The sequence below is a fragment of the Mucilaginibacter sp. 21P genome, assembly GCF_019331605.1.
Taxonomy (GTDB): Bacteria; Bacteroidota; Bacteroidia; order Sphingobacteriales; family Sphingobacteriaceae; genus Mucilaginibacter; species Mucilaginibacter achroorhodeus.
Map to the genome: position 1 here is coordinate 1,408,881 of NZ_CP063061.1, position 11,746 is coordinate 1,420,626.

General features: G+C 43.1%; 11 protein-coding genes. 9 read left to right on the top strand and 2 right to left on the bottom strand.

Annotation, left to right across the window (positions count from 1 at the left end; all coding sequences use genetic code 11):
- The first annotated feature begins 284 nt into the window (after nucleotides 1–284).
- From uvrB to INP83_RS06255, 7 genes are all read left to right on the top strand, one after another.
- The gene (gene uvrB / locus INP83_RS06225; RefSeq protein WP_146269012.1) at nucleotides 285–2,312 is read left to right on the top strand and encodes an excinuclease ABC subunit UvrB; all 2,028 of its coding nucleotides are present in this window, start codon (nucleotides 285–287) and stop codon (nucleotides 2,310–2,312) included.
- A gap of 126 nt (nucleotides 2,313–2,438) precedes the next feature.
- Nucleotides 2,439–3,113: a tol-pal system YbgF family protein gene (locus INP83_RS06230; RefSeq protein WP_146269011.1), complete on the top strand. Its 675-nt coding sequence runs from the start codon at nucleotides 2,439–2,441 to the stop codon at nucleotides 3,111–3,113.
- A gap of 92 nt (nucleotides 3,114–3,205) precedes the next feature.
- Nucleotides 3,206–3,703 (top strand): 6,7-dimethyl-8-ribityllumazine synthase, encoded by a 498-nt coding sequence (ribH, locus tag INP83_RS06235; RefSeq protein WP_219126726.1) that lies wholly within the window; start codon nucleotides 3,206–3,208, stop codon nucleotides 3,701–3,703.
- A 208-nt stretch (nucleotides 3,704–3,911) separates the two neighbouring features.
- The gene (gene ytxJ, locus INP83_RS06240; RefSeq protein ID WP_146269009.1) at nucleotides 3,912–4,241 is read left to right on the top strand and encodes a bacillithiol system redox-active protein YtxJ; all 330 of its coding nucleotides are present in this window, start codon (nucleotides 3,912–3,914) and stop codon (nucleotides 4,239–4,241) included.
- Nucleotides 4,242–4,533: 292 nt separating this feature from the next.
- A complete protein-coding gene (lipA, locus tag INP83_RS06245; RefSeq protein ID WP_219126727.1) occupies nucleotides 4,534–5,412 on the top strand; it encodes a lipoyl synthase in 879 nt (292 codons plus the stop codon).
- Nucleotides 5,413–5,437: 25 nt separating this feature from the next.
- Nucleotides 5,438–5,992, top strand: coding sequence for an RNA polymerase sigma factor (locus INP83_RS06250; protein ID WP_146269007.1), 555 nt, complete (start codon nucleotides 5,438–5,440; stop codon nucleotides 5,990–5,992).
- Nucleotides 5,992–6,828, top strand: a complete 837-nt coding sequence (locus INP83_RS06255) for an anti-sigma factor domain-containing protein (RefSeq protein WP_219126728.1) — start codon at nucleotides 5,992–5,994, stop codon at nucleotides 6,826–6,828. The genes INP83_RS06250 and INP83_RS06255 overlap by 1 nt, the downstream gene beginning before the upstream one ends.
- A 243-nt stretch (nucleotides 6,829–7,071) precedes the next feature.
- Here INP83_RS06255 and INP83_RS06260 read toward each other — a convergent pair whose 3' ends face one another.
- Complete coding sequence (locus INP83_RS06260) at nucleotides 7,072–8,577, bottom strand: NAD(P)H-hydrate dehydratase (protein WP_219126729.1); 1,506 nt, start codon at nucleotides 8,575–8,577, stop codon at nucleotides 7,072–7,074.
- A 111-nt stretch (nucleotides 8,578–8,688) separates the two neighbouring features.
- Here INP83_RS06260 and INP83_RS06265 point away from each other — a divergent pair, with 111 nt between their 5' ends.
- Together INP83_RS06265 and INP83_RS06270 are read left to right on the top strand one after the other, a co-directional pair.
- Nucleotides 8,689–9,384, top strand: a complete 696-nt coding sequence (locus INP83_RS06265) for a YjjG family noncanonical pyrimidine nucleotidase (RefSeq protein ID WP_219126730.1) — start codon at nucleotides 8,689–8,691, stop codon at nucleotides 9,382–9,384.
- Nucleotides 9,381–9,905: a DinB family protein gene (locus tag INP83_RS06270; protein ID WP_219126731.1), complete on the top strand. Its 525-nt coding sequence runs from the start codon at nucleotides 9,381–9,383 to the stop codon at nucleotides 9,903–9,905. Before INP83_RS06265 ends, INP83_RS06270 begins: the two co-directional genes overlap by 4 nt.
- A 56-nt stretch (nucleotides 9,906–9,961) precedes the next feature.
- On the opposite strand, the gene INP83_RS06275 is transcribed toward INP83_RS06270, so the two are convergent.
- Entirely contained in the window at nucleotides 9,962–11,623 is a 1,662-nt protein-coding gene (locus INP83_RS06275) for an SUMF1/EgtB/PvdO family nonheme iron enzyme (protein WP_219126732.1), read from the bottom strand.
- Nucleotides 11,624–11,746: the final 123 nt, after the last annotated feature.

The following is an 11,746-nucleotide window of genomic DNA, read 5'->3' on the forward strand; positions in this document are numbered from 1 at the left end:
GAAAGCTTTGCTAACTTATGGACTCACCCCAGCCCCTCTTTGCTTCGAAAAGAGGGATTTTGTTTTTCGCTTCACCATCTTTTCGCGCAGCGAAGAGAGGGTCGACGAGCGTAGTGATGTCGGGGTGAGTAAAATAATGCGTGGGCTTTTTACTCTTGACATACCCTTGTCACTAACCCGCCTTTCCTTTGCACTACAATGTCGAACATTGCACGGTCAAAATCGTTAACTGATATTGCCGGTCATTAATTAACTAAACGTTTATACGTATTTTTGTTTAACGCATGGATTTTAAAATAACCTCTCAATATGTACCTTCCGGCGACCAGCCAGAAGCTATCCGCCAACTGGTTGATGGCGTAAACAACGGCGATCAGTTTCAAACCCTGCTCGGTGTTACGGGCTCAGGTAAAACTTTTACTATCGCAAACGTAATTGAGCAAACGCAAAAGCCAACGCTGATATTAAGCCATAACAAAACTTTGGCGGCACAGCTTTACGGAGAATTTAAGCAGTTCTTTCCGGAGAATGCGGTGAACTACTTTGTATCTTATTATGATTATTATCAGCCGGAGGCGTTTATACCTTCGTCTAATACTTATATAGAGAAAGATCTCCAGATAAATGAGGAAATAGAAAAACTCCGCCTGCGTACAACATCAGCATTAATGAGTGGTCGCAGGGATGTTATTGTAGTCTCATCTATATCCTGCATCTATGGTATGGGGAACCCGGAAGACTTTGCCGCTTCTGTATTTAAATTTGCAGTAGGCACCCGCGTAAGTCGTAATGCGTTTTTGCACCGTTTGGTTGAGATATTGTATGCCCGCACCACTGCAGATTTCAAACGCGGAACCTTCAGGGTTAAAGGTGATACCGTAGATATTTTCCCGCCTTACCTGGATTACGCTTACCGCGTTTCTTTCTTTGGTGACGATATTGAAGAGTTAAGCAGCTTTGATATTACTACCGGCAAAACCATTGAGAAAACCACGCACATGGTGGTTTATCCGGCAAATCTTTACGTTGCCCCGCGAGATCGTTTTCAGCAATCTGTTTGGGCTATACAGGAAGAGCTGGAAGTGCGCAAAAAGCAATTTATAGATGACCAGCGTTTCATCGAGGCCAAACGCCTTGAGGAAAGGGTTAATTACGACCTGGAGATGATACGCGAGTTAGGGTATTGTAGTGGTATAGAAAATTATTCACGTTTTTTTGATGGCAGGCAGCCAGGCATGCGCCCATTCTGCTTGCTGGATTACTTCCCCGATGATTACCTGATGGTGATCGATGAAAGCCACGTTACTGTGCCACAGATCAGGGCTATGTATGGTGGCGACAGGTCTCGGAAGATATCATTGGTTGAGTATGGTTTCCGTTTACCGGCGGCTATGGATAATCGCCCGTTAAACTTTCAGGAGTTTGAACGTTTGGCACCGCAAACTATTTATGTAAGCGCAACCCCCGGCGATTTTGAACTGGAAAAATCTGAAGGGGTGGTAATAGAACAAGTTATACGCCCTACCGGATTGCTTGACCCTGTTATTGATATCCGCCCGGTAATTAACCAGGTGGATGATCTGCTGGACGAGGTTGATAAAACTATCAAAGCCGGCGACCGCGTATTGGTGACCACCCTGACCAAGCGCATGGCCGAAGAACTGGCTAAGTACATGGATAGGTTAGGCATAAAATGCCGTTACATCCACTCAGAGGTAAAAACCTTGCAGCGTGTAGAGATATTGCGTGGACTGCGTTTGGGCGAGTTTGATGTACTAATTGGTATCAATCTTCTGCGTGAGGGGCTTGATTTACCCGAAGTGTCTTTGGTAGCCATTTTAGATGCTGATAAAGAAGGTTTTTTACGTTCCGAGCGTTCGTTGATACAAACGATAGGCCGGGCGGCCAGGAACGATCGCGGAAGGGTAATTATGTATGCCGATACTATTACCGAATCGATGCAGATCACAATTGAGGAGACAAATCGCCGCCGCGAAAAGCAAATTAAATATAACGAAGAACATGGAATAATCCCTAAAACGGTAGGCAAAACCAAATCGGAAATAATGGAGCAAACCTCTGTTGTGGACTTTAAAGGTGGTGTGCAACAGGCATATGTAGAGACGGAAGTGGCAACGCTTGCTGCAGACCCTATAGTGCAGTACATGACCAAAGCCGATCTGAAAAAATCTATCGAGAACACCCGTAAAGACATGGTTGCCGCAGCCAAGAACATGGATTTCCTGCTGGCGGCCAAGCTGCGTGATGAGATGTTTGCCTTGGAAAAAATGATGGAAGAAAAGTTTTCGTAGCCATTGCATCCATACGTCATCTCAAATATCTGCACGCCTGAAATTTGCGCATCTGAAATCGGCAAAACTTTAATTTGCTAAAAGGTTTGAAAACCGTATTTTTGCAAACTTAATTTTAAAATACAGATGTCAGCAACGGAGGTAAAAACTAAAACTGAAGCAGAGAAAGCACGTGTTGTAAAGGGCGGAAGTTTTGTTCAGGAAAACCAAAAAAGCTTGTTATTTATTGCAGCAGCAATTGTTGTAATGATTGTTATTTATGTGGCTTATCTTAAACTTTACCTGGCCCCGCGTGAAGGTAAAGCGGCGAACCAAATGCACGTAGCACAAGATTTTTGGGCTAACAAGGAATGGGATAAGGCCATTAACGGCGATGCAGGTTATCCTGGTTTTAAAAAGATCATTGCTGATTACAGCAACACCAAAACTGCTAACCTTGCTTATTTTTACCTGGGTACCGCATATCTTAACAAAGGCGAATACCGCCAGGCTATTGAAAATTTAAGCAATTTCCATGGTGATGATAACATGGTTTCTGCAGAGGCACTTGGTGCTACAGGTGATGCCTACGTTGAATTAAAAGATTACGATAAGGCAGAAACCTACTTTAAAAAAGCTGCAGACAAAGCTTCAAACAAATTCTTAAGCCCGCTTTATCTTAAAAAGTTAGGCTTGGTTTACGAAGCTAAAAAAGACAAAGCTGCCGCTGCTGAAGCTTACAAAAAAATAAAATCAGATTATCCTGAAAGCGCCGAAGCTCAAAGCATTGATGCTTACATTGGCCGCGTTGAAGCAAAATAATTTCACGCTGAGATCATAATATTAATAATGCCTGCCGCAAGCAGGCATTATTTGTTTACAACATTTATATTTAGCACAATTGCATAAATAACATGGCTACCCAATTAAAAAACCTTTCCGATTTTTCAACCGCGAGTGAAATACCATCAGCAGAGAACTTTAGCTTCGGCATTGTTGTAGCAGAATGGAATGCAGAAATAACTCATGCACTTTATAAAGGCGCTTATGATAGCCTTGTAAAATATGGAGCGAAACCGGCGAACATATACTCGTACCCCGTTCCGGGCAGTTTTGAGCTTACTACAGGGGCAGAACTACTGTTAAAAAACAAAAAAGTTGATGCTGTTATCACGCTTGGCTGTGTTATACAAGGAGAAACCAGACATTTTGATTTTATTTGTGAGGCAGTTGCAAATGGAGTAACAAACGTTGCCATAAAATACTCAAAACCTGTTATATTTGGGGTGTTAACCACTGATAATCAACAACAGGCGATTGACCGTAGTGGTGGTAAACATGGCAACAAGGGCGATGAAGCGGCCGTAACTGCCATAAAAATGGCTGATTTAAACAAAACCCTTACCACATAAAGTAGTACAAAATACCAATATAAATGAAAAAGATTTTTTACATCGCAATTATTGCACTCACGCTTGGCGGCTTGGCTTCATGTTCAAATAAGCTTTGCCCTGCTTATGGTTCTTACCCTAATCACCGGTAACCACAACCAGTCAGAAAATTAAGGTAGTTTTACACTGTTTTTACTTATAAGAAACATTATAACACTATTTTTGCGCTATGGAATGGACAAAGTTGGAAACGGCTGATCAGCTGGAAGGTATTAAGAATAAACAAGGCTTTAGCCTTATTTTCAAACATAGCACCCGTTGCTCTATCAGCATGATGGCTAAACGCCGTTTCGAGATGGATTGGGATAGCTTGCCGGCAGATATGCCAGTATATTTTCTAGACCTCATCCAACATCGTGATATTTCTAACAAAATAGCTCAGGACTTTTCAGTCCATCATGAGTCACCGCAAATGCTGGTTATTAAAGATGGTGAATGCATCCTTGACCAATCGCACGGATCGATCTCCGTTGATGAGGCGATGAGTGTAATGGCGTAGTAGAGAAGCAAGAATTTTAAATTCAGGAATCAAGATATTTTTAAGTCCACGGGGTTTTTCCTGGGGACTTTTTTTGTTTATACATCTATACGATAATGTCAATTGCGAGCGTAGCTCGGCAATCTCATAGGCGACAATTACCTCACGCATCATTGCTCATCAATCTATAAGATCGCCATGTCGCTATCGCTCCTCACAATGACATAACTGGATAAAGCCTATATTATCGTTTCTGCGTAATATTCGTTCACGTTGCGGGTGCACCTACTCCGTTTTTCGCTATTTTTGTAGCATGATTGATTTGCCAGTAGTACCAGCAAACCCGCCGCAACGTAAGCCGGATTGGTTGAGAGTAAAACTTCCGGTAGGGAAAGAATATGCGCACGTTCGTGGTTTGGTTGATGAGCATAAACTTCACACCATCTGCGAAAGCGGCAATTGCCCAAACATGGGCGAGTGCTGGGGCGCAGGCACTGCAACCTTCATGATATTGGGTAACATTTGTACCCGTTCCTGCTCTTTTTGTGCCGTAGCTACGGGAAGGCCGCTTGCTGTTGATACTAACGAACCTGAGCGCGTTGCCAACTCGGTAAAACTGATGCAGGTTAAACACTGTGTAATTACCTCTGTAGACCGTGATGATCTTAAAGATGGCGGTTCTATTATTTGGGCAGAAACAATTAATGCAATTCGCCGCGAAAGCCCGGATACAACGCTTGAGACCCTGCTTCCTGATTTTCGCGGAATATGGGAAAACCTTGACCGTGTTATAGCTGTTCGCCCCGAAGTAGTGTCACACAACCTGGAAACTGTTCGCCGTTTAACCCGCGAAGTTCGCATACAGGCAAAATACGATCGTAGTTTAGATGCCCTTCGCAGAATCTCTGCAGCTGGTCTTCGTACAAAATCAGGCATTATGCTTGGTCTTGGCGAAAAGGAAGAAGACGTACTTGAGGCGATGGATGATCTGCTTGAAGCAGGCGTTCACATTCTTACCCTTGGGCAATATTTGCAACCTACCCGCAACCACCACCCGGTAGTTGATTGGATACATCCTGATCAGTTTGCATCCTATAAAGAATGGGGCCTGAAAAAAGGATTTAAGTACGTAGAAAGCGGCCCGCTGGTAAGGTCTTCTTACCATGCAGAAAAACATTTGTTTGATATGTGATGTTTCCTTTCTATCTTACTGCGATTTGAGCCCAAAACGTAAAATATCACTATCAGAAGAAGAACTGATACAAGCGCTGCGCAACCGCGAGAAAATTGCTGTTGAGGCTTTGTATGACATGTACTCTGCATCGTTGTACGGTGTTATTGTTCGGATTGTAATTGATGAGGAGCTTGCCGAAGATATTTTGCAGGAAACTTTTGTGAAGATCTGGAACTCTTTTTCTGGTTACAGCGCCGAAAAAGGTCGTTTGTTTACCTGGATGGTAAACATTGCCCGCAATTTATCGATAGATAAAGTAAGATCTAAAGATTTTAGAAACCAGGGCAAAAACCAAGAGCTTGAAAATAACGTAACTTTCATTGACGAACAAAGGAATACGGTTTACAATCCTGAACTGTTGGGTATAAGGGATTTAGTACAAACACTGAAACCCGAACAAAAATCTATCCTCGACCTCGTTTATTTTAAAGGGTATACACATGTGGAAGCTGCCGAAGAACTCGACATTCCATTGGGTACTATTAAAACACGGTTGAGAATGGCTATTCAACAGCTCAGAAAACATTTTAATGAATAGTGGAAGACGTTAAGGCATATATTGAATCAGGAGTGCTGGAGCTTTATGTTCTGGGGGACCTTACCCCGGACGAAAGGCTTGAAGTAGAGCGGATGGCCCTGAAATATCCTGCCGTGAACGCAGAAATTGCCGAAATAGAAAAGTCAATGGAAATGTACGCACAAGAACATGCCATTGAGCCATCTGAAAATCTTAAAGACAAAATAGTTAACAGCACCTTGGTTAACCTCGGCGACGATAGTATATTTACAAAACAGCGTAAACACACTGATGAGATAGCGTACGAGGATGACAATGTTATAACCATGCCTAAGCGTACACAATTTTACAAGTATGCTTTTGCAGCCTCCGTTGCTTTATTGCTTATCAGCATTTATGGATTGGTGAACCTTTACAGCCAGCTGCAGGAATCCAATACCCAATTGGCGGTTCTGCAGGCTGATAAAACCAAATTTGCAAATCAGGTTAATTTAAAGGATGAGCAATTAAAGCTTTACCTTGATACTAATTACCACATAGTAAGGCTTAAAGGATTACCAAAAACGCCATCGGCTTCCATGGTACTTGCATGGAACCCATCAACCCAAAAGGTTATGGTTGACATGAATGCCGTGAAGTTACCAAAACACGATGCCGAACACCAGTACCAGTTGTGGGCACTGGTTAAAGGTAAGCCTGTTGATATGGGTATATTTGACAATGCAGCTGTTGATAGTGCCATTGTTAAAGAAATGAAGAATGTTGCCTCTGCCCAGGGGTTTGCAGTAACACTTGAACCCAAAGGTGGCAGTATTAACCCTACGTTAAACCAGATGGTAGTTATTGGTCAGTTCTAAAATAATATATAAGTACTTATAATAATAACAAACGAAGGCCGAATTCTATCAGAATTCGGCCTTCGTTTGTTAAATTTTTGTTAAATATTATATTTAATATAAAACTTTCTAATATTTCGCGTTGTTAACTGTAACGAATGACCGCGAAGCGCGTCATATATACAGTTAGTTAGAAGTATGTAGTTCTTTATAAGATCAGTTAATAGTTTGAAAAGCGAATGTCTATACTTGCATTCGCTTTTTTTATGCAATTAACTTTGCCATGGTTGATGGCAAATGGTTTGCTACTTGTTGGGGCAATACCACCTTTGAACGGTTGGGCAAAGCCAATTCATCACCTGCCTTGCCGTGGATGTAAATGCCTGCTAAACACGCCTGCTCCTGCGTGTAATGTTGCGCTAAAAGGCTTGTGATAATCCCTGTAAGTACATCGCCCATGCCTCCGGTTGCCATAGCCGGGTTTCCTGTCGAATTAAAGTATAATTTCCCTTCCGGCGTTGCAATGATGGTGTAATCGTTTTTTAAAGCGATATAAATCGTCAGCTCTTCGGCTTTAGCTTTTGCCTTTTGTACACGTTGCCACCAGTTTTGGTGTTCACCGAATAAACGGTCAAATTCTTTCATGTGAGGGGTAAGGATGCTACCGGTTGGCAGTTCGTTCAGCAATTGTTTATTATCTGCCAATACATTCAAAGCGTCTGCATCTATCACTACCGGCTTTTTGTAATGCTCAATAATGTCGTTTAACAACTGCAACGTATCGGTGCTTTTCCCCAAACCGGGCCCAATGCCTATGGCAGAAAATTTATCCCATGCTATAGCAGGCAATTCTTCGTCTTTACGAATAAGCGCCATTACTTCTGGCATAGAACTGTTCAGGGCAATTAGGCCACTTTGAGGTATACAAGCAGTTGTTAACCCGGCACCAGCATGTGCACAAGCCGAAGATGCTAACAAGGCAGCACCCATAGTTTCATCCTTGCCCGCTATGATGAAGGCATGGCCATAGGTTCCTTTATTGCTGAAACGCTTGCGGGGTTTTAAGATCTTCCGTATATCCTCTCGCTCCACCAAATAATAGGGCGTATCAACTGCATTGATAAACTCTTCACTCAAACCAATTTTTACCACCTCACAGCAGTCAATGTAAGGCCCCGACTCTGGCAGTAGAAAATTGATCTTGGGTTGTTGAAAGGTAATAGTTATATCCGTTTTCAGAATAGTGGCTTCTTTCGGTATCTCCGCATCAGTGTAAAACCCTGTCGGCACGTCAACGGCAACAACGGTTGTATCAAGCTTATTCAGGTGTTCTACCAGATTTTTATAATCACCCGCCAGCGGCTTATTTAAACCACTGCCCAGCAAAGCATCGATAATAATATCGGCTTGCTCGCTAAAATCAGTCTCGCCCTTGTTGATCTCTGTTATTTTAATATGGGTAGCTTGTAGTCTTTCAAGGTTGGTGTTAAAATCATTGCTGGGTTTATCAGAAAATCGGATAACCTTCACAGTCAAATTTTTGAAGCCATGCTCACCCAGGATACGGGCAATGGCTAATCCATCTCCGCCGTTGTTACCTGTACCGCAATAAACAGCTATGCTTTGCTGCTTGTCCTGAAAATGATTGACAAACCAGCCTACAAATGCCTTAGAGGCCCGCTCCATCAGATCGACAGAGCTTATTGGTTCATTTGCTATAGTAAAGGCATCGGCATCCCGAATTTGTTTTGCAGTGAGTAATGGTAGCATAATAATGTAAGTTAGTATTTGCCGGGTTTGTTTGTAAATAGTGGCTAATAAAACTATGCAACGATAATAAGCTTTAAAACTTGTTTAGCTTTACACCGTTTTACAATTGCCATGAAAACTTACCGCCATATTTTCTTCGATCTTGACCATACCATTTGGGATTTTGATAAAAATGCTGAAGAAACCCTGCAGGAACTTTATGGCACTTATGAATTACAGGAAGTTGGTGTTGATTCTGCCGAGGTTTTTATAGAAACTTATACTCGCCATAACCACACACTTTGGGCACAGTATCACCTGGGGCTAATTACAAAGGATGCCTTACGCGAGGCCCGTTTTAAGAGCACCTTTTTAGAGTTGGGATTAGCGCCTGATAAGATTCCCGCTAATTTTGAAGATGCTTATGTAAAGCTTTGCCCTACCAAAACCAATCTTTTCCCGCATGCGCACGAAACGCTGCGTTATCTGCAGGATAAATACACGCTGCATTTAATATCAAACGGTTTTAAAGACTCGCAGGCACTAAAATTAGATGGTTGCAATTTGGGAGGGTATTTCAAAAACCTGATCATATCTGAGGATGTTGGCGTTAACAAACCCGATCCCCGGATATTTGATCATGCGGTTAAAACAGCAGGCGCTACAATCGAAGAAAGCGTGATGATAGGTGACAGTATAGAGGCCGACATCCGTGGAGCGATGGCTGTTGGTATGGATGCTATTTATTTCAATCCGTTTCACCTGGATAAACCGGCAGATGTTAAAGTACAAATTCACGATTTAAAAGAGTTAACTTTAATGTTATGAACCTTGTTAATGAGCGCCGCGCTATTGATGAAGCTTTGAGCAGCTACCGCAACTTGCTTGAAGATATAAACGAAGATCGCTTTATCGAAACACCATCAAAGGGCGGTTGGAGCTATGCTGAGGTTTATGACCATATTTTAAAAGCAACACTCGCTTCGAGCATTGCGCTGGAACGCTGTACTCATAACGTGTGCGCGCCAACCAGATCCGGGCCAACATTAATAGGCCATTATGTGCTTCTTTCAGGTACTTTCCCGCCATTTAAACTGAAAGCCCCGCCAGAGATGGAGGCAACAGTTAAAAAGATATCCAGGGAAGAGGCTAAAAACCTTATCATAAAAGCACGTAAACGACTTGATGGTATTGTGGCCCCCCTTAAAACAGCCAAACCACAGTGGCGCAATAAACATCCGCGTATGGGTATGTTAAATGCCTGGCAATGGTTAAAATTCATTCGTATCCACCTTCAACATCATTTGAAACAACTGGAGCGCATCAAGGCAGATTTTAACAGACCTTAATCCATAAAAAAAGCCGATCCCATTTCTGAATCGGCTTTTGATATCTAAAAAGTGCTTTACCTCGCTTTAAACGGTTTTGCCTTTTTAACCGGTAAATGTGGCTTGCCTTGAGGGTGTATCTCCGGTGCGCCCACCATGGTCATAGCGCAGCGGAAACCTATTTCGGCACTGGATTCGTCCTGGTCTTTAAAACGACGGGCGGCCGGGTTTAACCAATAAGCCATATCGTTCCATGATCCGCCCTTGTAAACCTTAGAATGGTCGTTAACCATGGTGGTTGTACCATATAGGGCAGTATTCACGGTATCTCTAAAGCCACGGCTATCTGCAGTGTAAGCTTTGCCTGCAAGCGGGTCTTTGGTTGGAGTTGCGCCATTAGCAGGTTGTGCACCGTTGCCATTAGCGCCCGCTTGTTGGTTAGCTGCTGTAGCCTGTCCGCCTTGTTGTAAGGCCAGCATTTCGCTGTATTTCAATTTCTTGTTAGATTTTGCTGCGTCTTTAATCGGCCTGCCGTATTTATCTTTTGCATAAAGGCCTTTTGCCGGGTCGGCAAGGCGTTTGTTGGTAAATTCATTACCACGGAACGGGTTAAAATCGTCCACATCCTCAAAAGAGGTTTGGCGGTAGGTGTCAGCAACCCACTCGTTCACGTTACCAGCCATGTTATATAAACCAAAATCATTTGGCTCGTAAGACCGTACTGGTGCGGTAATATCCGCTTTATCATTTAGTCCGCCACCCACACCGGCGTTATCACCGCTGCCACGTTTAAAGTTAGCTAAGATCAAACCGCGGGTTTTGCTTTTAGGTGAGCGCACGCCAAGGCCATTCCATGGGTAAACCTTACCATCGTTGATGTTCTCAAACTGCGTATTGCCTGCAAGAGATAATGCAGCATATTCCCACTCTGCTTCAGAAGGCAGGCGGTAACCTTGTTTCACAATACCGTCTTCCATGCGCACAGGGCGTACAGCACGTCCGTTTTTGCCTGTACCATTTGCTTTAGCATTAGGGTTAAGGTCGGTTATCATTTTCTTACCATCTATGCCCTGGCCACGGTATTGTCCGTTCAAATAAATATCAGTGTTAAAAGGCTGGTCGGCTCCGGTACCGGCTCCAGCGTTGCCCTGGCCTTGTTTACTTGCTTTATCTTTCCAGCTTACCAGGTTACCGCGCTCGCGCAAAATATTCTCGTTGGTACGGTCGGTACGCCATATGCAATACTCTTGTGCCTGGTCCCATGTTACACCCACAACAGGATAATCCTGGAAAGCAGGATGGCGCAGGTAATTGCTTACATAAGGCTCATTGTAAGATAACGGACTGCGCCATACCAATGTATCTGGCAGGGCGTTGTAATACAATTCGTTATCGTTAGGGAAAGTAATATTTATCCAATGCAGGTAATCCAGCCAATCCTGGTTAGATACCTCGGTCTCATCCATGTAAAAAGAAGGCACAGTTACCCTCCGGCGGATGTTGTTATACTCATAGGTGATGTCCTGATCGGCACTGCCGCCAAGTACAAATGTACCACCCTCAATAGGGACAAGACCAGGGCCCGGAGAAGGGTGGTTTTGCCTGAAACGCAAGTACCCGCCATTTGTCCTGTCATTATAGGTAATGCCGGTTTTTTGCGACTGCTCCTTTTTACTGCAACTGCTTAGCATAAAGCCTAAGCCCAACATCACTAAAGCAGTATTGGTAAGTAATCTCATCTTCAAATTGTAAATATTTGCTGGTAAATTTATAAAAAATTAAATAACAAACTGAGCCTAAAGGACGCCAAAAGCCACATAGACTGTTGCCTTTATACGTGTTAATTTTGCTTGCGGTTACAT

Bases quoted from the DNA above. Each gene is read 5' to 3' on its own strand.
- uvrB (WP_146269012.1), top strand. From the start codon at position 285: ATGGATTTTAAAATAACCTCTCAATATGTACCTTCCGGCGACCAGCCA.
- INP83_RS06230 (WP_146269011.1), top strand. From the start codon at position 2,439: ATGTCAGCAACGGAGGTAAAAACTAAAACTGAAGCAGAGAAAGCACGT.
- ribH (WP_219126726.1), top strand. From the start codon at position 3,206: ATGGCTACCCAATTAAAAAACCTTTCCGATTTTTCAACCGCGAGTGAA.
- ytxJ (WP_146269009.1), top strand. From the start codon at position 3,912: ATGGAATGGACAAAGTTGGAAACGGCTGATCAGCTGGAAGGTATTAAG.
- lipA (WP_219126727.1), top strand. From the start codon at position 4,534: ATGATTGATTTGCCAGTAGTACCAGCAAACCCGCCGCAACGTAAGCCG.
- INP83_RS06260 (WP_219126729.1), bottom strand. From the start codon at position 8,577: ATGCTACCATTACTCACTGCAAAACAAATTCGGGATGCCGATGCCTTT.
- INP83_RS06265 (WP_219126730.1), top strand. From the start codon at position 8,689: ATGAAAACTTACCGCCATATTTTCTTCGATCTTGACCATACCATTTGG.
- INP83_RS06270 (WP_219126731.1), top strand. From the start codon at position 9,381: ATGAACCTTGTTAATGAGCGCCGCGCTATTGATGAAGCTTTGAGCAGC.
- INP83_RS06275 (WP_219126732.1), bottom strand. From the start codon at position 11,623: ATGAGATTACTTACCAATACTGCTTTAGTGATGTTGGGCTTAGGCTTT.